General features: G+C 71.1%; 20 protein-coding genes. 11 read left to right on the top strand and 9 right to left on the bottom strand.

Annotated elements, in window-relative coordinates; all coding sequences use genetic code 11:
• Positions 1–238 precede the first annotated feature (238 nt).
• Positions 239–1,312, top strand: coding sequence for a hypothetical protein (locus tag AB0F17_RS48855; RefSeq protein ID WP_358038277.1), 1,074 nt, complete (start codon positions 239–241; stop codon positions 1,310–1,312).
• A gap of 56 nt (positions 1,313–1,368) precedes the next feature.
• Complete coding sequence (locus AB0F17_RS48850; protein ID WP_358038275.1) at positions 1,369–1,845, top strand: dihydrofolate reductase family protein; 477 nt, start codon at positions 1,369–1,371, stop codon at positions 1,843–1,845.
• A gap of 230 nt (positions 1,846–2,075) precedes the next feature.
• Here the strand turns inward: AB0F17_RS48850 and AB0F17_RS48845 are convergent, their stop codons facing one another.
• Complete coding sequence (locus AB0F17_RS48845) at positions 2,076–2,690, bottom strand: TetR/AcrR family transcriptional regulator (protein ID WP_358038272.1); 615 nt, start codon at positions 2,688–2,690, stop codon at positions 2,076–2,078.
• A gap of 32 nt (positions 2,691–2,722) precedes the next feature.
• Between AB0F17_RS48845 and AB0F17_RS48840 the strand changes: the two genes are divergently transcribed.
• Complete coding sequence (locus AB0F17_RS48840) at positions 2,723–3,232, top strand: hypothetical protein (protein WP_358038269.1); 510 nt, start codon at positions 2,723–2,725, stop codon at positions 3,230–3,232.
• 248 nt (positions 3,233–3,480) lie between these two features.
• Here the strand turns inward: AB0F17_RS48840 and AB0F17_RS48835 are convergent, their stop codons facing one another.
• From AB0F17_RS48835 to AB0F17_RS48815, 5 genes are read right to left on the bottom strand one after another with little or no spacing between them, the layout of a single operon-like run.
• On the bottom strand, positions 3,481–4,323 hold the full coding sequence (locus AB0F17_RS48835; protein ID WP_358038266.1) for a phosphatidate cytidylyltransferase: 843 nt from the start codon (positions 4,321–4,323) through the stop codon (positions 3,481–3,483).
• Positions 4,320–6,035 (bottom strand): aminotransferase class I/II-fold pyridoxal phosphate-dependent enzyme, encoded by a 1,716-nt coding sequence (locus tag AB0F17_RS48830; RefSeq protein ID WP_358038263.1) that lies wholly within the window; start codon positions 6,033–6,035, stop codon positions 4,320–4,322. The genes AB0F17_RS48835 and AB0F17_RS48830 overlap by 4 nt, the downstream gene beginning before the upstream one ends.
• Positions 6,036–6,087: 52 nt before the next feature.
• On the bottom strand, positions 6,088–6,762 hold the full coding sequence (locus AB0F17_RS48825) for a FadR/GntR family transcriptional regulator (protein WP_358038260.1): 675 nt from the start codon (positions 6,760–6,762) through the stop codon (positions 6,088–6,090).
• A gap of 7 nt (positions 6,763–6,769) precedes the next feature.
• Entirely contained in the window at positions 6,770–7,906 is a 1,137-nt protein-coding gene (locus AB0F17_RS48820) for a mandelate racemase/muconate lactonizing enzyme family protein (RefSeq protein ID WP_358038258.1), read from the bottom strand.
• A gap of 39 nt (positions 7,907–7,945) precedes the next feature.
• Entirely contained in the window at positions 7,946–8,755 is an 810-nt protein-coding gene (locus tag AB0F17_RS48815) for an IclR family transcriptional regulator (RefSeq protein ID WP_358038255.1), read from the bottom strand.
• A 96-nt stretch (positions 8,756–8,851) separates the two neighbouring features.
• Here AB0F17_RS48815 and AB0F17_RS48810 point away from each other — a divergent pair, with 96 nt between their 5' ends.
• From AB0F17_RS48810 to AB0F17_RS48785, 6 genes are read left to right on the top strand one after another with little or no spacing between them, the layout of a single operon-like run.
• Positions 8,852–9,790, top strand: a complete 939-nt coding sequence (locus AB0F17_RS48810) for a 5-dehydro-4-deoxyglucarate dehydratase (RefSeq protein WP_358038253.1) — start codon at positions 8,852–8,854, stop codon at positions 9,788–9,790.
• 15 nt (positions 9,791–9,805) lie between these two features.
• Entirely contained in the window at positions 9,806–11,098 is a 1,293-nt protein-coding gene (locus AB0F17_RS48805) for an enolase C-terminal domain-like protein (protein WP_358038250.1), read from the top strand.
• Positions 11,099–11,111: 13 nt separating this feature from the next.
• Positions 11,112–12,107: a tripartite tricarboxylate transporter substrate binding protein gene (locus AB0F17_RS48800; RefSeq protein ID WP_358038247.1), complete on the top strand. Its 996-nt coding sequence runs from the start codon at positions 11,112–11,114 to the stop codon at positions 12,105–12,107.
• A complete protein-coding gene (locus AB0F17_RS48795) occupies positions 12,104–12,628 on the top strand; it encodes a tripartite tricarboxylate transporter TctB family protein (protein ID WP_358038244.1) in 525 nt (174 codons plus the stop codon). The genes AB0F17_RS48800 and AB0F17_RS48795 overlap by 4 nt, the downstream gene beginning before the upstream one ends.
• Before the next feature lie 16 nt (positions 12,629–12,644).
• Entirely contained in the window at positions 12,645–14,144 is a 1,500-nt protein-coding gene (locus AB0F17_RS48790; RefSeq protein ID WP_358038241.1) for a tripartite tricarboxylate transporter permease, read from the top strand.
• Positions 14,141–14,410: a hypothetical protein gene (locus tag AB0F17_RS48785; RefSeq protein ID WP_358038238.1), complete on the top strand. Its 270-nt coding sequence runs from the start codon at positions 14,141–14,143 to the stop codon at positions 14,408–14,410. Before AB0F17_RS48790 ends, AB0F17_RS48785 begins: the two co-directional genes overlap by 4 nt.
• 7 nt (positions 14,411–14,417) lie before the next feature.
• Here the strand turns inward: AB0F17_RS48785 and AB0F17_RS48780 are convergent, their stop codons facing one another.
• The 3 genes from AB0F17_RS48780 to AB0F17_RS48770 all read right to left on the bottom strand — a co-directional run bounded on the left by AB0F17_RS48780 (position 14,418) and on the right by AB0F17_RS48770 (position 17,213).
• Entirely contained in the window at positions 14,418–15,371 is a 954-nt protein-coding gene (locus AB0F17_RS48780; RefSeq protein WP_358038235.1) for an NAD(P)-dependent oxidoreductase, read from the bottom strand.
• 10 nt (positions 15,372–15,381) lie between these two features.
• Positions 15,382–16,644, bottom strand: coding sequence for a hypothetical protein (locus tag AB0F17_RS48775; protein ID WP_358038232.1), 1,263 nt, complete (start codon positions 16,642–16,644; stop codon positions 15,382–15,384).
• Positions 16,645–16,889: 245 nt separating this feature from the next.
• Complete coding sequence (locus tag AB0F17_RS48770; RefSeq protein WP_358038229.1) at positions 16,890–17,213, bottom strand: hypothetical protein; 324 nt, start codon at positions 17,211–17,213, stop codon at positions 16,890–16,892.
• A 331-nt stretch (positions 17,214–17,544) separates the two neighbouring features.
• Here AB0F17_RS48770 and AB0F17_RS48765 point away from each other — a divergent pair, with 331 nt between their 5' ends.
• Both AB0F17_RS48765 and AB0F17_RS48760 read left to right on the top strand, forming a co-directional pair.
• Positions 17,545–18,411: a DUF4132 domain-containing protein gene (locus tag AB0F17_RS48765; RefSeq protein ID WP_358038226.1), complete on the top strand. Its 867-nt coding sequence runs from the start codon at positions 17,545–17,547 to the stop codon at positions 18,409–18,411.
• A gap of 2 nt (positions 18,412–18,413) precedes the next feature.
• A complete protein-coding gene (locus AB0F17_RS48760) occupies positions 18,414–23,312 on the top strand; it encodes a DNA-binding protein (RefSeq protein WP_358038387.1) in 4,899 nt (1,632 codons plus the stop codon).
• The last annotated feature ends 10 nt before the right edge of the window (positions 23,313–23,322 follow it).

The following is a 23,322-nucleotide window of genomic DNA, read 5'->3' as shown; positions in this document are numbered from 1 at the left end:
CCCCGACCCGCCGACCCGTCCGGATCATGGTCGCACACACCACCCGGCCTCAGCGGACGACCAACCCCGCCAGAAAGGCTCATCCTGCGAGCAGTTGGGCCGGCGGGTCACGCGAGCAGTCAGGGAACCAAAGTCACCAAGAGCGGCATCCAAAGTGCCTGGCGGAAGTAACCAGGGCTGCCACGTTCCGGCCGTCCGCCAGCAGAAACGGGCTCCCGCCGCCCGGCACGCTGGCCCTATGAACGCACCCGACAGACCAAAGGGCGGCCGCCGCGCCGCCTTGACGCTCGCGGTGATCACGCCGGTCATCGCCGAGCTCCTGCTGGGCAACCCGCCGCTCAGCAAGATCTGGCTGATGCTCCTCTGGATCCCGATCTACGGCGCGGGCACCGTGCTGATCCGCGAGCTGGTACGACGGCGCCGCGGGGGCTGGCCGTCGATCCTGCTGCTCGGACTGGCGTACGGCATCGTCGAGGAGGGACTGGTGCTGCAGGCGCTCAGTAGCCCCACCATGTACGGGGTGGCCGGATGGGCGCCCAGATTCCTCGGGTTGAACAGCGCCTACACCGAGCTCAACCTGCCCTACCACGCCGTGTTCAGCGTGGCGCTGCCGATCCTGCTCGGTGACCTGATCTTCCCGTCCCTGCGCGATCGGCCGTACCTGAAGCGGACCGGGCTGGTGGTGGCCGGGGTGGTGTTCGTGCTGGGCGGGCTGCTGCTGCGGCTGACCGTGGCGACCTCCATCGACCCCGGCTACCAGGCACCGGTCGCGGTCCTGGCGGGGTGCGTGGTCGCCGTGGCGCTGCTCGCATTCGTGGCCCTGCGCGTACTCCGCAAGGCGTCCACCGCCTCCTCATCAACGGCGCGAGGTGCGGGGGTCGGGGCAGTCCCCGCACCCTGGGTGGCGGGGGCCTTCGGGGTGTTGGCGGGCTTGGGGTATCTGGCGCTGCTGTACCCGTTCGGCGGGGCCGGTCAGCCCGCCTTCACCCACGGCGCCTGGGTGGCCGTGCCGATGCTGGGCGCGGCGGCCCTCGCCGTGCTGACCGGTTGGCTGGTACGCCGGTGGACGGCGAGCGGCGAGTGGACGGACCGGCACAGCCTCTGCCTGGCCGGCGGGGCGCTGGTGGGACACACCGCGTTCGGGGTGGTGGCCAACGCCGTCACCCTCGCCGACAAGCTGGAACTGTCCGCCCTGGGGCTGCTCACAGTGGTCCTGCTGGCGCTGCTGGGCCGCCGTACCGGCACCGGGCCGATCATGAAGCCCACCGGCCGTGGTAAGGGACCGAGAACATTTCGCGCCGGAATGATGTAGAGAACGTCGCCACGGTTCCGACCCACCTCCGAAAGCAAAGAGAACAGGAGCGAAGCATGCGTAAGATCATCTACTGGGTGCACACCTCGATCGACGGCCACATCGACGGCCCGAACGGCGAGTTCGACTGGCCCGTGATGGGCGAGGAACTGTCGGCGTACTCCGAGACGCTGAGCGACCGTTGCGACACCTTCCTGTACGGGGGCGGCGTCTGGAAAGGCATGGTGGCCTTCTGGCCGAACGCCGAGTCGATGTCGGACCACCCGCACGTCCTGAAGTTCGCACCTCTCTGGCGCGACACACCCAAGATCGTCGTCTCCAGGACGCTGAAGGAGACCGACTGGGCCACCCAGGTCATCGGCGACGACCTCGCCGAGCAGGTTACCGAGCTCAAGCGGCAGGACGGCAAGGACCTGCTGCTCACCGGCGGCCGCCCGCTGTTCGTCCCGCGCGACGAACGCCTGGGCCTGGGGCTGGCCGAATCGCGCACCTGCGATTCGCAAGTAGTCGTGATGCGGTACGACCGCGTCTAGCGGGAGCGTGGCAGGGGCTCCGCTCCTGCGACCGCCGAAATCGGGTCCGATCCTTCCCGAAAATCGACCGAGACACTCACCTGTCTATGGGATGGCACACACGATGTCGATGGTTGCAGTCGGCGTCGATGGACCGTGGCGTCCTTGATGCCGAGCCAATTCTGTGGCACGAAGCGATGATCACAGGGGCGGCCGCCGTGTTTGTCCTTGCAGGCGGCGTCCAGGCGACCTCACCGGGCCCGATAGGCTCCGGCCTTCGCCGCCGCGATGACCGCCGTGGCGGTTTGTTCGACGAGAGCGTCGTCAACGGGTTCGTGGGTGACGAGCATCCGGTAGTAGAAGGCCGCGCCGAGGGCCCGGATCACATCGACGGGGTCGGTGTCGGCGGGTAGCTCGCCGCGTCTGATGGCGTGCCGCACCGCTTCGGCGGCCTGCTCGTTGCGGGCCTGGAAGAAGTCGTGGAGAACCTCTGCCGCGCGCGGGCTGTATACCCCTGCGGCGATCAGTCCGAGCATCATCGGGCGCCCGACCGGGTTGGCGTAGAAGCGGTGGATGCCCATCGCCAGTTGGCGCATGTCCAGCTCGATCGACCCGGTGTCGTACAGCGGGACCTCGGTCATGGTCAGGTCGGCGAGCAGCTCGGCAAGCAGGCCCGCCGGGTCGCGCCAGCGCCGGTACACGGTGCTCTTGGCGACGCCGGCGATCTCGGCGACGCGCTCCATGGTCAGTGCCGGGTATCCGTGGGTTTCCAGCTCGGCGCGGGTTGCGGCCAGGACGGCGGCGCGGACGCGTTCGGTCCGCCCCCGTGGACGCACCGTGCCGGGTGCCGGGCGGTGGTCGGACAAGGAGCGACTCCTCTCTCACGCGGTACTCCGGGATGCGCCACGTCAACCCGGCCTACGACTGGATCGCCGGCATCGTCCAGACGGCGGGTGTGCTCTGGGTGGCCATGGTGTTCGTCCCTCAGTCCATGGAGGTGGGCGCGGCGATCTCGGTGGACAGCGACCTCGACACGACAGCCCAGGGGCCTTTCGCCGCGGCGCAGTACCTCATGCAGGGCGCCGTCTCCCGGCTCCTCATGGGCCTGTTCCTGATCGCCCTGGGAATCGCCGTGTCGAAGCTCGGCCTGCTCCCGCGCTGGGTGGGCCGCTCCGCGTACGTCCTCGCCGTGATCAACCTCGCCTTCCTGCCGGCCGTGTTCTTCGGTGACAACCCCGCCGACTTCTACAGCGCACAGGGCTGGGGGACCACCGCCAGCATGGGCGCCCTCTGGAGTCTGTGGACTCTCGCGGTCAGCATCAGCACACTGCGCAGCGCCCGCCACGTCGCGCCCGCGGCCACGAGCGCCGTCGTGACTCCGGCTGCCGCCGTGGCCACGACACCGTAGTCGGAGGGCATCACAAGGTCGAGGACGGCAGGAACACGGCAGCCTGCTCTCCTCGACCTCATCTCGTACACGGTGAAGATCACCCGCTGATGCGGGACGGCCGCCTTGACCGTGCGCGCGTACTCCATCGCCTTGGTGAACTCCGGCCGCACCCGCCAACCGGCTCAGCGGCTCACTGCCCCTTTCTCGCGTACTTGGTCTGCCTCCCCGTTAGGCCGGCACCAGCGTGAGCAGCAGGGCCCAGGGACTCATGCGAGCAGCAAGGCCAGCGCGAGCGTGAGCAGCAGGGAGTCCAGCCGGTCCAGCAGGCCGCCCGCGCCCGCCAGCCACGACGCCGAGTCCTTGGCCCCGGCCCCGCGCTTGACCATCGATTCCAGCAGATCGCCCAGCGGGGCACCCAGCGCCACGGCGAGCGCGATCGGGACCGTGAACGCGCCCAGCAGCGCCAGCACACCCAGCCCCGCGACGGCGCCGGCCAGCGCGCCGCTCCAGCGCTTGGCCGGAGACAACGGCGACAGAGAAGGCCCGCCCAGCAGCCGCCCGGCGAACGAGGCCGCGATGTCGCCCACCGACACCGCGACGAACACCGCCAGCACGACCGGGCCAAGCAGCACCACCCCCACCAGCGGCAGCAACCAGACCACCCCGAACACCCCCAGCGACACCCTCCTGAGCCCGCCCGCCGCGTCGCCGCCGAACAGCGGGACGAGGGTGACGACCAGGACGGCGGCGATCAGCACGCGCGGCAGATACGGCAGAGCCAGCCAGGCCACCAGCGGTAGCGCGACCACCACCGCCACAAGCACCGCCCGGTCCGGGACGGCCAGCCCCATCAGCCCGCCGTACTCGAGCGCGCACTCGACCCCGACCATGACGGCCAGCGCCGCGGCCCCGCCCGGCCCGGCGTACAGCGCGGCGACCACCACGGGCACGGCCACCGCCCAGACACACCAACGCAGGATGTACTCCCGCCTGCGCGACAGCGCGACGGCGATCCCACCGACAACGAGCGCGCCCGCGATGTACGGGATCGCCACGCCAGGGGTGACCAGGTCCGTGGTGTGCGGGATCGCCGTGTCAGGCGTGATCACGCGGCGGTCCGCAGGTGGTTCAGCGTGGTGGCGACGGTGGCGGCGATGTCGTCGTTGGCGTCGGGGTCGCGTACCGAGATCCGTACCGTTCTGCCCTCGAAGGCGGGTGACAGCGGCGACAGGTCGCGCAGGAACACCCCGGCCCGCCGGCAGGCCGCCACCAGAGCGGCCGCGCTCGGGCCGGACCGGGGCAGTGTCAGCAGGACGAAGTTGGCGGCCGACTCGTGGACGTGCAGGTCGTCGCCGATCGCGGCGAGCCGTTCGGCGAGGCCGGAGCGCAGGGCGCGGGTCTGGGCCCAGCGTTCGGCGTAGTAGCCGGGGTCGCGCAGCGCGTGTACGGCGGCGATCTGGGCGGGCAGGCCGAGGCCCCAAGGCGGGGTCCAGCGGCGCAGCTCGGCCGCGAGCTCCGCCGGTCCGGTGAGGTAGGCGGCCCGCAGACCCGACAAGGCGTACATCTTGGACAGCGACTTGCACACCACGGTATTGCCGGAGGCCGCGGCGTACGTCTCCAGCGATTGCCCGGGACCGGCGTACTCGACGTAGGCCTCGTCGATCCAGAACCGCGTCCCGCCCGGCGCGTCCGCGATCACCCGGCGCAGGTCCGCGGCATCGGTGTGGACGCCGGTCGGGTTGTTGGGATTGACGATGACCACCAGGTCGTAGCGCTCGCGCAGCGCGTCCCGCAGGCGGTCGGGGTCCGGCCGCCAGTTGTCCGCCCGGCGCAGCGGGAAGCGGTCGGCGCGGCAGCCGATCACCTGCTCGACGACGTGGGCGTACTCGCCGTAGACGGGGTCGGGCAGCAGCACCCTGGAGGAGGGGTCCAGCCAGCCGCGGAACGCGCGGAAGATCAGGTCCGAGGAGCCCGCCCCGGCCGCCACGGCGTCCGGGGGCAGGTCGCGGCGTTCGGCGATCTCCTCGACGAGCCCTTCGGGGTGGGCCGGGGGAGAGGTGCGGGCGAGCCAGCCCAGATCGTCGCCCAGCAACTCGACCACGGCGGGAGCGGGCGGATACCACGCGTCGAGCACGTCGGCGGGAACGACGTCGCCGCGCGCCGGCAGGGTGTCGAACCGGTGGCCCAGCGCCCCGATCGAGGCGCCGCCGTGCTGGCAGGCGGGCGGGCCGGGCAGGAACGGCATCTCCAGACTCCAGCGCACCCTCGGCTCCAGGGCGCGCAGCAGCGGGCCGTGGTCCCGCAGCGCCCGTTCGGCCAGGTCGCTCACCTGCCCGGACAGCACCTCGAAGGTGACGGCCCCCGCGCGCACCCGCGTCCCGGTGCCGGTCAGCCCGGCGGCCAGGTACATGCCGAGGATCTCGGTCCGTCCCAGTGCCACGACGGTGCGGCCGCCGTGCGCGGCCACCCAGCGCAGCGCCGCGTGCATGAGCAGCGGCGCCGCCGCCGAACCCCGCCAACGCTGGTCCACGGTCAGAATGCGGATCTCGAACAGGCCGTCCCGGCTCAGGACCGGGTGCCCGTCGCGGCTGAGGTACTTGTCGATCGAATAGCGACCCGCCCAGGGCGGTGTCACGCTGATGAACCCCACGGGCCGGTCGCCGTGGGCCGCGACGAGGTAGACGTTGTCGTCGTCGAGCGCGTCGGTCAGCCGTTCGGCCTGGTTGGGCGCATGCTGGCCGAGCTCGTGCGCGTAGACCTCGTGCCGCAGCCGGTAGATCCACTGTCTGTCGGACGCGGACCCGGGGCGGATCTCCAGCATGATCATGCTTATCTGACGTACCCCGGGACCGGCCGGTTTCCACGGCCGTCAGTTAGTGGGCGGCGAGCAGGCGGGTGCGGCTGTTGCCCAGGTGGACGCGGGCCGCCGCCCGGGCGCCGTCGCTGTCCTGGCGCTCGATGGCCGCGTAGATGTTCTCGTGCTCGATCACGATCTGCTCGAAGTGCCCCTGCCCGGCGGGCGACAGCCGATCGCGCGGCACGATGATCATGGACGGGCCGAACGAGGTGATCAGGTCGGCGAAGTAGCGGTTGCCGGTGGCCAGGGCGACACGGAGGTGGAACTGGTAGTCGGCGTTCACCGCCGCGCTGGGGTTGCCGGCGCTCGCGGCGAACCGGTCGAGCGCCGCCCGCAGGTCCTCCAGGCGGGGCCCGCCGCGCCGGCGGGCGGCGAGCGCGGCGGCCTCGACCTCGAAGGCCGTGCGGAAGTCGAGCAGGTCGACCACGTCATCGAGGGTCAGCTCACCGCTCTGACCGAACTCGAACCTGGCCGAACCCGGCCGGGCCAGGACGAAGCTGCCGCGGCCGTGCTGGGTCTCGACGAGGCCGGCCGCCTGCAGCCGCGAGATGGCCTCGCGGACGACCGTCCTGCTCACGCCGTACGTCTCCACCAGGCTGCTCTCGGTGGGCAGCTTGTCGCCGGGGTGGATGACGCCTTCCTGGATGCGAGCCGTCAGGTCGTCGACGAGGGTCTGGGTCAGGCTCGCCATCGGGGGGTCAGTCCTTCCTGGTGCCGAACTCGCACTGGTCCGCGGTCCACTTGGCGGCCTGCTCGCTCGGAGTGCACCCGATGCCGGGGCGGCCGGGCACGATCATCCTGCCATCGCGGATCTCCAGGCGCTCGTCGAACAGCGGCTCCAGCCACTCGAAGTGCTCCACCCACGGCTCCAGCCCGTAGGCCGCGGCCAGGTGCAGGTGGATCTCCATCGCGAAGTGCGGGGCCAGTTGCAGGCGGTTGTGCTCGGCCAGCGCCGCCAGGCGCAGGAACGGCGTGATGCCGCCGATGCGCGGCGCGTCGGGCTGGATGACGTCGGCGGCGCCGGCGCGGATCAGCTCGGCGTGCTCGGCGACGCTGGTGAGCATCTCGCCGGTCGCGATCGGCGTGTCGAGCGAGGCCGCGAGCGCCGCGTGGCCGGTGCTGTCGTAGGCGTCCAGCGGCTCCTCGATCCAGACCAGCCCGAACTCCTCCAGGGCCCGGCCCATGCGCTGGGCGGCCGGCCGGTCCCACTGCTGGTTGGCGTCCACCATGAGGGGCACGCCGTCGCCCAGGTGCTCGCGGACCGCGCGGACCCTGGCCAGGTCGACGCGGGAGTCGGGGTGGCCGACCTTGAGCTTGATGCCGCCGATGCCGCGTTCGAGCGAGGCGCTCGCGTTCTCCAGGACCTGCTCGATGGGGGTGTGCAGGAAGCCGCCGGAGGTGTTGTAGCAGCGTACGGAGTCGCGATGGGCGCCGAGCAGCTTGGCCAGGGGGAGCCCGGCGCGCTTGGCCTTGAGGTCCCACAGCGCGACGTCGAGGGCTGCGATCGCCTGCGTGGCCAGCCCGCTCCGCCCGACCGACGCCCCGGCCCAGACCAGCTTCTCCCACAGGCGGGCGATGTCGCTGGGGTCCTCGCCGAGCAGCTCCGGGGCGATCTCCCTGGCGTGCGCGTACTGGCCGGGGCCGCCGGCCCGCTTGGAGTAGCCGAAGCCGAAGCCCTGGTGGCCGCTCTCGGCACCGATCTCCGCGAACAGGAAGGCGATCTCGGTCATGGGCCGCTGCCGCCCGGTGAGCACCTTGGCGTCACTGATCGGGGTGGCGAGCGGCAGGTAGACCGAGGAGAGCCGGACCCAGGCGATGCGATCGGAGGAAGTCATGGCAGTCATCGTACAACTCGCCATGTCGTCATACAACGACTAGAACTCGCCCAGGTCCATGGGGGCCATGCGCTCGATGGCCAGCCTGGTGCGCTCCATCGCCTCGGTGATCTCCTTCGCGCGCTCCTCGGTGAGGTTGGCGATGGGCACCGAGCAACTGATGGCGTCGGTCGGCGGGCTGGTGTAGCGCAGCGCGAAACCGAAGCACATCACGCCGACGTAGTTCTCCTCGTCGTCGATCGCGAAGCCGCGCTTGCGGGTCAGCTCCAGATCCCGAACGAGGGTCTCGCGGTCCACCAGCGTCTTGGGCGTCAGGGGAGTGAACTGCTCGGGGATCGGCACCTCCAGGCCGGTGCCGAGCCGCTCGGCCAGCAGCGACTTGCCCATGGCGGTGCTGAAGGCGGGGAGCCTGCGCCCGACGCGGCTGAAGGGGCGCAGGTACTGGCTCGACTCCTTGGTGGCCAGGTAGACGATGTCGCCCCGGTCCAGGCGGCCGAAGTGGATGGTCTCGTCGAGGAGCACGCTGAGGTCGTTGATGTGCGGCTGCACGATGCGCAGATAGGGGTCGGTGTCGAGGTAGGTGGTGCCCGCGAGCAGGGCGCGGATGCCGATGCTGTACAGCGTCCCGCTCGCGTCGGTGCGCACCCAGCCACGCTCGACCAGCGTCCGGATCAGCGCGTAGATGCTGCTCCTGGGCGCGCCGAGCGCGTCGCTGAGCTCGCGCAGCCGGGCCGGCCGGTTCTGCCGTGAGGCCAGGAGTTCCAGGAGTTCGACGGTACGGGCGGCGGACTTCACGCCTCGCACGCCGCCCTGCGCCGTGCCCTCGGCCTCGTCTAGGGGGAGTGTCATCGCACCTCATCTGTCATGGGAACGGCTGGTTGACACATTACCAATTTGCGAGCGAGACTGCTCGCCACGTAACAGGCATCTACATATGGAGACAGGATGACCGCTACGTATACAGTCGATGATGTACGCGCCAGGCTCCGCCGGGGCATGGAGAGCGCCGTGTTGTCGTTCCCGCTCACGCCGTTCGACACCGGCGGCGCCGTTGACCTCGACTCCTTCCGTGCCTATATCCGCGACCAGGTCGCGGCCGGACCGGGCGCGCTGTTCCCGTGCTGCGGGACGGGCGAGTTCTTCTCCCTGGCCGAGGACGAGTACGAGAGCCTCGTCACGGCCGCGGTCGAGGAGACGGCCGGGTCGGTGCCGGTGGTCGTGGGAGCCGGGTACGGCTGGGCCCAGGCGGCGCGCTTCGCCGCCATCGCCGAGCGGGCCGGGGCCGACGCGTTGCTGCTGATGCCGCCCTACCTGGTGGAGGCGCCCCAGGAGGGCCTGGTCGAGCACGTACGGCGGGTCGCGGCCAGTACGTCGCTGCCCGTCATCGTCTACCAGCGCGCCCAGGTGAAGGTGGCGGTGCGCAGCATCGCCGGGGTGGCCGAGATACCGAACGTGATCGGGTTCAAGGACGGCCACTCCGACCTCGATCAGTTGCAGCGGCTCAAGCTGGCCGCGCCGCCGGAGTGGCTGTTCTTCAACGGCGCCGCGACGGCCGAGATGCAGGCCCGCGCCTACCGGAGCATCGGCGTGCCCGCCTACTCCTCCGCCGTCCACGCCTTCGCCCCCGAGATCGCGAAGGCCTTCTTCCTCGCCTTCCACGCCGACGACCACGCGCGGGTCGACCTGCTGCTGAGCCGCTTCTACATCCCCCTGGTCGAGCTGCGCGACAAGGGGATCGGTTACAGCGTCTCGCTGGTCAAGGCCGGGGCGCGGCTCCGCGGCATCCCCGTGGGCCCCGTACGCGCCCCGCTCGCCGACCTCCCCCCAGAGCACCTCGAAGAGCTCCGTGCCCTGCTGGACACGGGTCTCGCCCTCGTCCGGTAAGGAAGGAATCCCCCTATGTCGCAACCCATCCCCCGGATCGTCAGGGCGACCGTCACGCCGATCCTGATCAGCGACCCGCCGCTGCTGAACGTCCTCGGCGTCCACCAGCCGTACACGCCGCGCACCATCGTCGAGCTCGAGACCGACACCGGCGCCACCGGGATCGGCGAGACCTACGGCGACACCGAATACCTCGAGGTGGCGCGGAACCTCGCCAAGGCCGTCATCGGCCGGCCGCTCACCGCGCTGAACGGGCTGCACGACCTGGCCTACGACTCGGCGGGGCTCACGCCCGGCAAGATCAACGAGTTCGACCCGGCCGGGCTGCGCGGCAGCCGGACGAACGAGAAGATCGTCCGCAGCGTGGTCTCGGCGTTCGAGGTGGCCAGCCTGGACACCCTCGGCAAGGCGCTCGGCCTGCCCGTGCACGCGCTGCTCGGCGGCAAGGTCCGCGACCGGGTCGACTACAGCGGCTACCTGTTCTACCGGTGGGCCGAGCACCCCGTGGCGGACGCCCCGCGCGACGACTGGGGCGCCGCCCTCGACCCCGAAGGCGTCGTACGGCAGGCGCGGCGGTTCACCGACACCTACGGATTCCGCTCCTTCAAGCTCAAGGGCGGCGTCTTCCCGCCCGAGCAGGAGATCGCCGCCATCAAGGCGCTGGCCGCCGCCTTCCCCGACCACCCGCTGCGCCTGGACCCGAACGGCGGCTGGTCGGTCGAGTCGAGCGTGCGCGTCGCCGAGGAGCTCGACGGCCTGCTGGAATACCTGGAGGACCCGACCACGGGCATCGACGGCATGGCCGAGGTGCGCGCCAGGACCGGCGCGCTGCTGGCCACCAACATGTGCGTCACCACCTTCGGTGAGATCCCCGAGGCGTTCGCCAAGGACGCCGTCCAGGTGGTGCTGTCCGACCACCACTACTGGGGCGGCCTGCACGCCACGCGCGAGCTCGCGGCGCTCTGCCGCACCCACGGGGTCGCGCTCTCGATGCACTCCAACACCCACCTCGGCATCAGCCTCGCCGCGATGACCCACGTCGCCAGCGTCATTCCGGACCTGGAGTACGCCTGCGACAGCCACCGGCCCTGGCAGACCGAAGACGTCATCACCGAACCGCACCGCTTCACCGGCGGCGCCCTCGAGGTGTCCGACGCCCCTGGCCTCGGGGTCGAACTCGACCGCGACGCCCTGGCCACCCTGCACGAACGCTGGACCGAGCTCGCCGGCTTCCGTGACCGGGACGATGTGGCCGCCATGCGACAGGCCGACCCCACGTGGGTCCAGCCCCCGCTCCCACGCTGGTGAAAGAGAGAACACCATGAGAATGCCCTCCACGATCGGCCTGCGCATCGGTGGCGCCCTGCTGGCGGTGGTCGCGCTGACCGCCTGCTCGGTCAAGGGCGGCGGTGCCGGCGACGGCGCCGCCTACCCCAGCAAGGCCGTGGAGTTCACCGTCCCCACGGAGCCGGGCGGCAGCACCGACCTGGTCACCCGCGCCCTGGCCAAGAGCATCGAGCAGCCGCTCGGCAAGCCGGCCGTGGTGGTCAACAAGCCGGGCGCCAACGGCAAGATCGCCGGCAAGGACGTCTTCAGCAGCAAGCCGGACGGCTACCGGGTGGCCGTGATGCCGCAGTCGCTGTTCGCCATCGGGCCGCTGATGGTCCAGGACCCCGACGCCATCAAGCTGGAGGACATGACCTTCGTCAAGGGACTGGCCGTCGAGGACTACGCCCTGGTCGTGCCGGCCGCCTCGCCGTACAAGACGCTCAAGGACATCCTCGCGGCCGACGACGTCAAGTACGGCACCACGGGCGCGGGGACGGGCAGCCAGCTGTCCCAGGCCCTGCTGTTCGGGGTGGCGAAGGTGAAGGCGACGCCCGTGCCGTTCGACGGCGGCGCCCCCACGATCACCGCGGTTCTGGGCAGCAAGGTCGACGCGGCGTCCGTGCAGATCGCCGAGGCCGCCAAGCACGTCCAGTCGGGCAAGCTCCGGGCGCTGGCCGTGTTCGGGAGCAAGCGCGTCGAGGCGCTGCCCGACGTGCCGACCGCCACCGAGTCCGGCTATGACGTCGTGGTGGACCAGCGCAGGTTCGTGGCCGGGCCCGCCGGGCTGCCGGCCGACGTACGCGACAAGCTGGCCGGCGCCATCGACAAGGCCATCGCCACGCCCGAGTACGGCGACCTGCTGAAGTCCAACTACATCGGCCGCTGGGAAGTCGGCGGCGACGAGGTCAAGACGCAGCTCACCAAGGCCCAGGGCGAGTTCGCCGCACTGACGAAGAAACTCGGGATCGACCTCACGGGCCAACAGTGACCAGCGTCACGCCGGAGGAAGACCTGCCGCGGGAGGACGGGCCGGAGGAAGAGGGCCTGCCCGTCCCGCCGAGCCCGGAATACGCGCGCCGGCAGAACATCGTCGCGGCGGTCATCCCGCTCGCCGTCGGCGTGATCGCCGGGATCATGTCGTGGAACCTCGGCATCGGCTCGCTGTCCAACCCGGGTCCGGGCCTGTGGCCGCTGGCCGTCAGCGTCGCCATGGTCGTGACCGCGGCGGTGCTCGCGCTGCGGTCCGGGCCGACCGGTGAGGAGGAGACCTTCACCCGGGAGACGCTGATCGTCGTCGTGGCGGCCGTCTCCCTCCTGGGCTACGCGTTCCTGTTCGAGCGGATCGGCTTCGAGATCCCCACCGTGGCGCTGCTGGTGCTGTGGCTGAAAGGGCTCGGGCGGGAGGGCTGGCGGATGACGGCGATCATCTCGCTCGGCACGACCGCCGCCCTCTACCTGCTGTTCGTCACCGGGCTCGGTGTGTCACTCCCGCACATCCTGCCCTTCTGAACGAGATCGGCTGACCATGGATTTCTTCTCCCCGGTGATCGCCGGGTTCGGGGTCGTCTTCCAACCGGAGAACCTGTTCTACTGCCTGCTCGGCGTCACGCTGGGCATGCTCGTGGGCGTGCTGCCCGGCCTCGGCCCCGCCGCCACGATCGCCATCCTGCTGCCGGTCACGTACAACATCGAGCCGACGGCCGCGATCATCATGCTCGCGGGCATCTTCTACGGCGCCCAGTACGGCGGCACGATCACCTCGGTGCTGCTGCGGCTGCCCGGCGAGGCGTCCAGCGTGGTGACGGCCATCGACGGCCACGAGATGGCCAGACAGGGACGGGCCGGCTCCGCGCTCGGCATCGCGGCGATCGGCTCCTTCATCGGCGGCACGGTCGCGGTCCTCGCGCTCACCTTCGTCGCCCCGCTGGTGGCCGGGTTCGCGCTGGACTTCGGCCCCGCCGAGTACACGGCGCTGGCCCTGCTGGGCATCCTGCTGGTCTCCACGCTCGGCACCGGCTCCACGACCAAGAGCATCCTGATGGCCACCATCGGCCTGCTCCTGGCGGCCATCGGCCAGGACCCGCTGGCCGGCACCTCGCGTCTGACGTTCGGCAGCGACCAGTTGCTCGACGGCATCGACTTCGTCATCGTGGCGATGGGCCTGTTCGGCGTCGGCGAGATCCTCTACAGCCTGGAATCGCTGCGCGGCAAGAGCGTCCCGCCCCCTCGCGTCGGCTCCGTCTACCCCTCGCGCAAGGACGTCAGCGAGTCCAAGGGCGCCATCACGCGCGGCTCGCTGGTGGGCTTCGTGCTCGGCATCCTGCCCGGCGGCGGCGCGACCATGTCGTCGATGGTGGCGTACGCGGTGGAGAAGAAGGCCGCCAAGCATCCCGAGAGGTTCGGCAAGGGCGCCATCCAGGGCGTCGCCGGACCCGAGACGGCCAACAACGCCGCCGCCACCTCCTCCTTCATCCCGCTGCTCACCCTGGGCATCCCGGCGAACGCGACCATGGCCATCATGTTCGGCGCGCTGCTGCTCCAGGGCATCACGCCGGGGCCGCTGCTGGTGCAGGAGAAACCGGACCTGTTCTGGGGCGTCGTCAACTCGATGTACATCGGCAACGTGCTGCTGCTGGCCATGAGCCTGCCGCTGATCGGGATCTTCGTCAGGATCCTGCGCATCCGGGCGGCGATCCTGGCCCCGCTGACGATCCTGATCACCATGATCGGCGTCTACACCGTCCGCATGAACGTCTTCGACATGTTCCTGATGGTCGGCCTCGGCATCGTGGGCTACCTGATGAAGAAGGTCGGCTTCGAGCCGGGGCCGCTGGTGCTCGCCTTCGTCCTCGGCAGCCTCCTGGAGTCGTCCTTCCGGCGCTCGATGCGCCTGTTCGACGGGCAGCTCACCGGCTTCTTCGGCCAGCCGATCGCCGCGACGCTGCTGGTGGCGATCCTGATCATCATCGCGGTCCCGCCGCTGACCCGCCTGCTGCGCAAGCCACGGAGAAAGGCCGAAGCATGACCGTCATCGTTGGATACCTGCCCAACAAGCTGGGCAGGGTCGCGCTCCAGCAGGCGATCGCGGAAGCCGTGCTCCGAGGGGCGCCGCTGAAGGTCCTCAACGTCTCGCGGCCCGGCGCCTACGTCGACGCCTCGACCGCGGACGCGGAGGAGCTCGGGCGCCTGATCGCGGAGCTGGCTCCGGGCGGGCTGGCGCACGAGTTCGAGCAGGTGACGGAGGACGACGTCGCCGAGGCCGTGCTCGCGGTCAAGGAACCTCGGGCCTGAGCCGCGGCTACCTGGTGATGGTCCCCGCCGCGACGAGCCAGTCGACCGCCTCGGCGATGGCCTCCAGCGAGGTGTGGCGCGGCCGGTGGCCAAGCAGGCGCTGGGCCTTCTCCATGGCGCAGTGGGGACTGTGCGCGATGTGGTCGTAGGTGGTGCGGGCCTGCTCCTCGGACACCGTGTCGCGCCACTGCTCCCACGGCAGGTAGGCGAGCCGGGCGTCCCGCCCGAACCAGCCCGCCACCGCCTCGGCGTAGCCGCGCAGCGTCAGGGCGGTGGTGGCGACGGAGTGGAAGCTCTCGCCCACGGAGCCGGCCGGGTTGGCCAGCGCGTCCATGAACAGGCGCGCCACGTCGTCGGCGTGGACGTGCTGGACGGTCTCCATGCCGAGGTTGGGGAGGGTCACCTCCGTGCCGTCGGCCAGGGCCTGGAACACGGCCGGATCGAGGTTGCCCGCCGGGTTGACCGGCACCCATCCCGGGCCGGTGATGTGGCCGGGATGGATGACGGTGGCCGGGAAGCCGTCACGGTGGGCGCGGTCGAGCAGGTGCGCCTCGATGGCGGCCTTCTGGCGGCCGTAGTGGGCGATCGGCCGCCGTGGCCGATCCTCGGTCGTGGGCACCCGGGTGCTGGGGCCGTGCACCCAGATCGTGCCGCAGTGCAGGAAGTGCCGGACGCGACCGGTCAGCGCGGCCGCCAGGCGGCGCGCGCTGGACTCCTCGAAGCAGATGAGGTCCATGACGACGTCCGGCTCCAGCGCGACCACGCGCTTGCCGAACGTGTCGTCGGCCTCCTCCGCATCGCGGTCGGCGGTGATCGTGGTGACCCGCTGCCAGGCGCCGTGCGGGGTGTAAGGGTCCCGCCGGCCCCGGCTCACGGCGACCACGTCATGCCCCGCGTCGACGAGACGGGGAATGAGGTAGGTGCCGATATGACCGCTGGCGCCGATCACCACTACTCGCATGAACTAAAGGCTAGTCCACGTATTCGTAGGCGCCGGCTTCGATGTTGCCGTCCGAGCCCACCGCTACCGAGTCCAGGTCGAGGGGGTTGAAGGCGGTGACGCCGAGACCGATCGCCGGGCTGCCGCTCAGCAGGTGCAGGGGGTTGTTCGGGTCGAACTTGGGGTCCCGGCGCACGTTGGCGGTGCCCGCCGTCATCTGGTACTGGCCGCCGTAGAAGATGTTGTGGTCGTTGGCGGTGAAGGTGGAGTCGCCGTACGCGCTCTTCCCCGCGGCCACGATGATGTTCTGCGACAGCTTGAAGTGCGCGTTCGTGCAGCCCGCGTAGCAGACGACGCCCTCGGATTCGGCGTTGGGCAGGTTCATCGAGTTGTTGCGGAACACGGTGCCGAACACCGGGCCGTTCGTCTCGATCTCGCCGTTGTCCTTCGTCGGGCCGCGGGTGACGATGCCCGACCGGGACCTGTCACCGTAGATGCCGTTGTACTCGAAGACGTTCCCGGAGGTCCCGTCGGGGTCGTTCGTCGATCCGTCGTCGTTGCGGCTGGTGCCCAGTTCGGTGAAGGTGTCGACGTCGATCGCGAGGTTGTGGTGGACGTAGTTGCGGGAGCCCATGAAGATCTCCACGGCCGCGCCGTCCCACTCGTAGTCGTAGCTGAAGGCCACCGATCCGGTGATGGTGTTCCAGCCGATGTTGGAGTCGTCGCCCTGCACCAGCATCGCGAACGCGCCGGAGTCGTCGTTGTCGTTCTCCTCCTGCGGCGTGAGCTTGCTCATGAAGTTGTTGTTGACGAAGTCGTTGCTGGTCACCGAGGTGTACTGGGCGCTCGTCTCGATGTAGACGCCCGCCGCGGCGCCGGTGATGTAGTTCTTCTCGATGACGTTGTTGCTGCCGCCTACCTTGATCCCCGACCACGAGCAGCGGCCCTGGTCCTGGTCCACGCCGATCTGCAGGTTGTAGACCTCGATGTGGTTGCCTTCGAGGGACAGGCAGGCCTCGATGTCGTCCTTGAGCACGGGGCTGTTGCCCGTGCCGTAGGCGTCGACGACGATCGGCTTCGCCGCCGTGCCCGACTCCGTGATGGTCAACTGCCCGGACCAGGAGCTGCCGCGCTTCAGCTTGAGTTTGGCGCCGGCGACCAGGTTCGCGGCGTTCGCCTTGGCCAGCGTCTTCCATGGCGTGGCGTCCGAGGTGCCGTTCGCCGAGTCATTGCCGTTGACGCTGTCGAGGTAGTAGGTGGGGGGTTCGTCGGCAGCGGAAGCGGGGGCTGGCACGGCCCCCGCCATGACTGATGCGAGTGCCGCCACACTCGCCGCGTACGCCGTTAATTTCCGGGTCGGTAAGTTCCAGGCACGCAACTGAGTTCTCAGCCTCCTGATCGCGGTGACAAGAAGCCGGATGAAGATCATCTGGCTTGCGGGGTCACTGTAACCGCGATGCCTGGTTAATTTCGACACCTAAAATGACCATTTTGTGTCCGGAAAGTGTCAGGAGGCCGAAAAGCATCCCCAAAGGGGCGTCAGATGATCACCCGGCACACCAGGGAGTCGGACGCGCCCCGCCTGGCGCTCATGACGACTTCCGTGGTGAGGAACTTGCACGCGAGGTAGGGATCGCCGGATCCGGCGTACTGCGGGGCGCCGCCGGTGCCGCTTATGTAGCAGCGGAGGCCGCCCGCTTCGTAGAAGCCGAGCCACGAGGCCGAGTTGACCTTGGCGTGGCAGTACTCGCCGATCGAGGACGGCCCGAACGGGATGTCCACTTCGGCCGCCTGGGCGGGCAGGGCGACGGCGAGCAGGGTGGCGGCGACGACCGAGGTCAGGGTGATGACGCGACGAAGCACAGCGACTCCAGGTTCGGGGGGTGAACACGTCATTCGGAGTATCTGTTAGGAAAGTTTCCTATGCAATATGTCGCCTGGAGGGAAAACTCCCGTCATTCCCTGGAAAACCGGTACCGTACCAGCAATCTCTGACGGATCACCGCATTACGCAGGACGACAAAGCCGCCTGCGCATGGCTCGCCACCCCACCCCCGTGCGCGCCGTCAGAGCGTCTGGATCGGCCCGGCCGCGTTTGTCGGTCGGGGTCGCTAACGTTCGGCGCAGCACAGCGGCAGGGGCTGGAAAACCCCTGCTCATTTGACGATGCATGCACGGTGAAAGGCGGGGACCGTTGGGTTGGCTGGCAGCGAGCGACGGCTACGAAGTCGCTCTTATAGAGGGCCGGGTGGCGGCGCGAGCCACCTCCGGCCGGGCAGCGGGACGGCAGCTGAAGTCGCTGCCGAAGGCGTTGCGGGATCATCCCGAGGTGGACCGGCTGCGCCGCTTCGCCGAGTGGCTCGACCGGCACGCCGCCGCGTGCGTGGCGCAGGTGGACCTCTGGATGGTCTCCTCCCTGCCCGTGCCGACCGGGCTGCTGGCCCGCGTGTGGCCGGACGAGGCGTGGCAGTCGGCCCTGCGGGACCTGGCCGTGGTCGGTGACGATCCCGACGAGGTCGGCTTCCTGCGGGACGCCACCGACTCCGGCGAGCTGCGGGTGGTCAACCTCGACGGCGAGACCGTGCGGCTGTCGCCGCGGACGGTGACCCTGCCGCACCCTGTCCTGCTGCCCGACCTGGACGACCTGCGGGAGTTCGCCGCGGAGCTGGGCGTGGCGCAGAAGGTCGAGCAGATCCACCGCGCCACGTGGCGCAAGCCCGACGACCTCAAGGCGAGCGAGACCGCCGTGTCGGAGTTCTCCGGCGGCTCCTACGACTCCCGGTTCGGTCTGGCCGCGCGGGCCACCTCGCTCGGCTACCGCGTCTCCGGCGGCTACGCCACGTGCCGGGTCCGCGACGCGGGCAGCCTCGCGGAGGCGGCCGTCTGGATCGGCGAGCCCTACTGGGAGGACGAGGTGACGACCGGCGGCCTGAGCTGGCAGGACCTCGACGGCAGGACACTGCCGCTGCGCGAGGTCGGGCCGGTGGCCTGGTCGGAGGGGATGCGGATGGCCGCGGCGCTCTACGCCGGGCGACGGGTCGAAGAGGGGAAGGACGCGTGAGCATGTCTCAGGCCGAAGAGCTGTTGAAGGCCGGGGCCGTGCTGCCGCCCGGCACCGAGGAGGCCGGCGAGCGGGCCGTGCCGATGACCGCGCGGCGCTACCGCCATCCCGGGCTGGACGACCGGGTGGTCGTGCGGCTGGTCGCCGGGGAGCTCGGCCCGGCCGAGGACCTGGCCGCGAGCTTCCTGGGCCTGGCGCCCGACGGGGAGCCGGCCGAGGTCGGGCTGGGTTTACGGCGGTCGCTCGGCTTCCCCGAATGGGTGCTGGTCAACTACCCCGAAGACGGGCAGCACGCGCTCGCCGTCGTGCCGGAGCTGGAGCGTACGGCCCGGCAGGCCAAGTCCAAGCCGAAGGCCGCGCTCGACACCTACCAGCAGCTGGCCCGCCAGCTTGCCGCGTCCGTTCCCCACTTCCTGCCCACGTTCTACGAGCAGAGCGGCCGGGTGTTCCTGGGCGTGGACAACACCGGCTACGCCGCGCAGATGTTCTCCAGCGCGCGCCGGGCCGAGGCGGAGCACGGGCTCGACGTGGACGAGGACCGGCTCGACGCGGTGTTCCTGGAGTTCGCGCTGGCGGGGGCGCTGCCGGTCAAGGTGCTGTCCGGCTACGCCAAGGAGCTGGCCGCCCGCGTGCCCGCCGACGAGGCGCTGCGCCGGTTCGCGCGGCTGTGCGTGCGGCGTACGGCGGGCGGGCTGCCGCCGTCGGCGCAGATGGCCACCGACCTGCGCCGCCTGGCCAAGGCGGCCGGGGCCGACGCGGACGCGGAGGAGCAGGCCTACCTGGCCGAGCTGCTCGCCCTGCCGGCCACCCACCGGGCCGCGACGGGCTGGTGGAAGGCCCACCGTACGGCGATCGCGGCCCTGGCCGCGCGGACGCCCGAGGTGCGCACGACGCTGCTCGACATCATGCCGGAGTCCAGGGAGCACGACCTGTCGGGCTTGTGGCTGGAGATCCTCGAGGCGTCCGGCGCCACCGCCGGGCTCATCTCCGGCGAGGTGCCGGAGCGCCCCGGCGACGGCACCGTCGGCTGGCTCCAGCGGTTCCTGAAGGCGCGCAACCACGGCTGGGGTTCCGCGCCGCGCCTGCCCGCCCTCTACACCCTGGTGGAGCGGGCGGTCGACCAGTTGCGGTCCGAGCTCACCGGGCAGGGCCGGACGCTGACGATCGTCTATGACGTCGACCTGCTGGACCTGCTGCTCACCCACAACCTCGCCGTGACCGATCCCGAGGAGCACGCCTCGCTGTCGCTGGAGCACTGGGCGAAGGGGGAGGGGCAGCGCGACCTGGTCGCCCTGGCCGCCGACGCCCGGTTCCGGCCCTCGTTCGAGCGCGCGGCCTACTCGTTCAGCAATGACGAGTCCGGCCGGCGAGCCATCCGCCTCCTGGTGGAGTCCCCCGGCGGGCGGCCGATGCTGGCCGCGTGGGTGGCCAAGGTGGCCCTGCGGTCGTCGGCCGCGGGGCTGCCGGAGCTGCCCGACGCCCTGAGCCGGCTGTCCTGGCTGCCGGGCGAGGCGCTGGCCCTGGCCGAGGACGAGGTGCGCCAGGCCGCCGCGACGCAGGTCGCGCCGGTGCTCGCCCGCACCCTGCGGGCCGGTCTGTTCGACGAGCTGGGCTGGCCGGCCTGGGAAGAGGCGGCCGCGACCCTCGTCGCCAAGAAGGACGTCGACGACATCGTGGTCGCCGACGCCTGGCCGCACCTGATCACCGCGGGCGCCGCGCAGGCCCGGGTGATCGGGCCCGAGGGCACCGTGCTCACCCACGACCTGCGCGTCCCGGCCGGAGACACCTGGAGCGACATCGGCCTGCACTATGTGGACGGCGAGCTGCTCGTCTACTGGCAGTCCCGTGCCCTCGACGGACTGCTGCGCGGATACTGGCACACCGCCGCCGACCGCCTCCACCCGGTGGAGGGCCGCGGCACCCGCGGGACGCGCATGGACTGGTACCGCGGCGAGGACCCGGTCACCCTGGCGCTGCCCGGCGGCGGGCGGGCCACCGGCTCGGGAGTGCTGCACCGCGGAGACACGGCCGTTCCCGAAGAGCAGTCGATGATCTCCGACGGCACCTCGTTCTGGGTGTGGACCTGGGACAGGTCCGACAACTCCACCGCCGACTGGTACGAGTACGACCCGGTCACCGGGCAGGAGGGCAGGCGGGGCGGCCCCGCCTTCTTCGCCGACGCGCTCCGCGACGCTCCGTCCGGCAGCACGTTCCACGCGGGCTGGCTGCTGCCCGCGCCCTCGGACGAGGTCACCCCCGTGGGCGCTCCCGCGGGCGGGCTGTTCGGCTGGCGCATAGTGCGCCTGCCCGACGGGTCGATGCGCGGTCAGGACGTCGCCGGCCGTACGGTCACCTTGCCGCCGGACGCCGGGACTCCGATGCGCGCCCTGACGTTCCCCGGGGACGACCGGCCGCGGGCCATCGTGAAGGGGAGCTACCGGATCAGCCTGGTCGACCCGGACGGTGTCGTCACGGCCTGGGCCAGGACGGACGACGCCCCCGGCCACTTCGCCATGGGCAGCCTCATCCTGCCGCCGCTGCGTTACTGGTACTGCCTGCGCCCGAGGGATCCGCAGGGCTCCGTGGCCCTGCGCGGCCTGGAGGTGGACACCGCGGCGGCCCTGCTGGCGGCCGGCGCGGACGAAGACCTGGAGGCGCGGGTTCGCACGCTGCTGCCCCAGGTGAGCCATGACGCGCTCGTGGCCGGCATCGCCGGGGTCGTGCGCTTCGCCCTGACCCAGGTGAGCGTGCTGGACGCCGTCGCGACCAGGCTCTCCGAGGCGCTGGCCGGCGGCCACCGGGAGGAGGCGCCCGCCGGTCCCGCGGACCAGCTGCTCGACCAGGCGACCAGTGGGCTCGGCAGCTCCGGCGGATACTCGTGGCTGCAACACCTCGACGGCGCGTTCCGGCAGATCCGGGCGATCGGCCAAGGGCTGGCGTCGGGGCCAGCAACGGGTTCCTCGGAGCCGGGCTCATCAGGACCGGGTTCCTCGGGACCAGGCTCATCGGGGTTGGGTGGCACTCACCTCGCCCGGCCGGGACTGCCCGACGTGGGCGTGCGCTGGGACGCCTTGCTCGACGACACCGCCGCCCTGGCGTTCCGAGCCGGGTCGATGTCGATCGAGGAGGAACACCGCGCCACGCTGCACGACTTCCTCCACGAACTCCACCGTCTCGGACTGCCTGTCACAGCCGATCCGTCCCGCTGGCGGCGGATGTCGCTGCAGCTCGACAAGCGCTTCCTCACCAAGCCCGACGGCAATTGGCGCGACGGCAACTGGCTCGGGACCCTGCCCCTGGACGACGGCGGGTTCCTCGCCTTCGTGAGTGTGGAGTCCCGGGAAGACTCCCGCTGCGTGTGGACGGTGCTGTTCCACGACCCGGCCGGCCGCTTCGACGTCCCCCAGCCGTACACCGTCCGGTCCTCGGACCCGGTCGGCGCGCCCCGCGAGGCGGGCTGGCTGGAGGCGTTCTTCACCGAACTGACCGCGCGGGGACCGGCGCCCTGGCGACCCGAGGCGGCCGAGGAGTTCGCCCGGCTCACCGGCGTCTCCCCGACGCTCGCCCGGCTCATCGTGGCGGGCCTGCCGTCCGTGGACACGCACGAGCGCAACTTCCTCACCAAGGAGGCGCGCACCACGCTCGGCGTGAAGCTGGCCGATGCCTCCGTCGCCAGGGACGAGCTGCGCAAGATGGACGCCGGCATCCGGCGAGCGGTCGTCGCGGCGCTCCTGCCCGGCGACCCGGCCCGGCTCTGGACGGACGGCCCGGACGTGGCCGCCGCGGCGGCGGTGTGGGAGGACAAGGTCGGGCGGCAGGCGGCGATTCCCGAATGGCTGCTGGCGGAGATGTCCCGTGCCGTGCAAACCGGCTGGGACACGAGCCGGGCGCTGCGCGCCCTCATCGACCCGGCCGCCGCGCCGGAGCTGAGCCGCGACCTGGCCTGGACCGTACGCGGCGACCGGGTCAGGCCCGCCGACGACAACGCCACCGGGTTCACCGCGAACGCGCTGGTCATGTTCGTCGCCGCCGCGGGGTGGCTGGCGTACCGGCTGCCCGCCGGAGACCCGATCCGGGCCGCGCTGCCGGCGGCGCTGGCCGAGGTGCGCGCCCGGCTGGCCAACCCGGACCTGATGCTCGACCTCGACAGCTATGTCGACCTGCCCGCGTTCAGGAAGGCCGCCGGAGCCCCGACCGAGACCGGGCAGGGCTACGAGCGGTACGGCGCCGTCATCATGCCCACCCATGATGACCGCCCCTCTCCGGCCATCCGCACCGCGTTGCTGGACGCGGCAGGCGAAGACCCCTACCTGCGTGCCCTGCTCGGGTCCGAGGCGCCGTTCGTCGCCGAGATCGCGTTGCGGTTCGCCCGCGACCCGCGGTTCACGGCGCTGCTCGCCGATCCGGGCGATCCGGCGCAGGGGGAGCGGGACGCGGACGGGACGTGGTCTCCGCAGGATCCCACCAGATCCGTGCCCGATCTGGTCATCGAGGTGGCGAAGGAACACGGGCTCGGCGAGGACGCCGCGGCCACGTACCTGATGCTGCTGGCTCTGCCCGATCCCACCGACCGCAACATGGCCCGGTGGACGGGCTGGAAGCCCGCCCGGCTCAAGGCGGCCCGCGCCGAGCTGGTCGGCAGCGGCCTCGTCATCGAGGCCAGCCGGAGCCGGGCGGGGCGCACGCTGTTCCTGCCCGGCGGCTGGGCGGAGCAGTCCTCGCCGCGCCTGCCGGTGGAGCAGTGGAAGCTGGCCATGTACGACCTGGGCAGCTACTACGGCACGCCGATCGTGCCGATCCAGCCCGTCGCCGACCTGTACGCCAGGGCGTGGCAGCGGGTGCGGGACGGCGACGTTCCCCGGTTCGAGCAGCTCCAGGTCAAGCGCGGACGGCGACGCTGAACGCGCGTCG

The organism is Nonomuraea sp. NPDC026600 (assembly GCF_040638335.1).
Taxonomy (GTDB): domain Bacteria; phylum Actinomycetota; class Actinomycetes; order Streptosporangiales; family Streptosporangiaceae; genus Nonomuraea.
This window is presented reverse-complemented; position numbering and strand designations above follow the sequence as displayed.

What these genes read in the sequence shown, in the direction of transcription:
- AB0F17_RS48855 (WP_358038277.1), top strand. Translation starts at nt 239, where the DNA reads ATGAACGCACCCGACAGACCAAAGGGCGGCCGCCGCGCCGCCTTGACG.
- AB0F17_RS48850 (WP_358038275.1), top strand. Translation starts at nt 1,369, where the DNA reads ATGCGTAAGATCATCTACTGGGTGCACACCTCGATCGACGGCCACATC.
- AB0F17_RS48840 (WP_358038269.1), top strand. Translation starts at nt 2,723, where the DNA reads ATGCGCCACGTCAACCCGGCCTACGACTGGATCGCCGGCATCGTCCAG.
- AB0F17_RS48830 (WP_358038263.1), bottom strand. Translation starts at nt 6,035, where the DNA reads ATGCTGGAGATCCGCCCCGGGTCCGCGTCCGACAGACAGTGGATCTAC.
- AB0F17_RS48825 (WP_358038260.1), bottom strand. Translation starts at nt 6,762, where the DNA reads ATGGCGAGCCTGACCCAGACCCTCGTCGACGACCTGACGGCTCGCATC.
- AB0F17_RS48820 (WP_358038258.1), bottom strand. Translation starts at nt 7,906, where the DNA reads ATGACTTCCTCCGATCGCATCGCCTGGGTCCGGCTCTCCTCGGTCTAC.
- AB0F17_RS48815 (WP_358038255.1), bottom strand. Translation starts at nt 8,755, where the DNA reads ATGACACTCCCCCTAGACGAGGCCGAGGGCACGGCGCAGGGCGGCGTG.
- AB0F17_RS48810 (WP_358038253.1), top strand. Translation starts at nt 8,852, where the DNA reads ATGACCGCTACGTATACAGTCGATGATGTACGCGCCAGGCTCCGCCGG.
- AB0F17_RS48805 (WP_358038250.1), top strand. Translation starts at nt 9,806, where the DNA reads ATGTCGCAACCCATCCCCCGGATCGTCAGGGCGACCGTCACGCCGATC.
- AB0F17_RS48800 (WP_358038247.1), top strand. Translation starts at nt 11,112, where the DNA reads ATGAGAATGCCCTCCACGATCGGCCTGCGCATCGGTGGCGCCCTGCTG.
- AB0F17_RS48790 (WP_358038241.1), top strand. Translation starts at nt 12,645, where the DNA reads ATGGATTTCTTCTCCCCGGTGATCGCCGGGTTCGGGGTCGTCTTCCAA.
- AB0F17_RS48785 (WP_358038238.1), top strand. Translation starts at nt 14,141, where the DNA reads ATGACCGTCATCGTTGGATACCTGCCCAACAAGCTGGGCAGGGTCGCG.
- AB0F17_RS48780 (WP_358038235.1), bottom strand. Translation starts at nt 15,371, where the DNA reads ATGCGAGTAGTGGTGATCGGCGCCAGCGGTCATATCGGCACCTACCTC.
- AB0F17_RS48760 (WP_358038387.1), top strand. Translation starts at nt 18,414, where the DNA reads ATGTCTCAGGCCGAAGAGCTGTTGAAGGCCGGGGCCGTGCTGCCGCCC.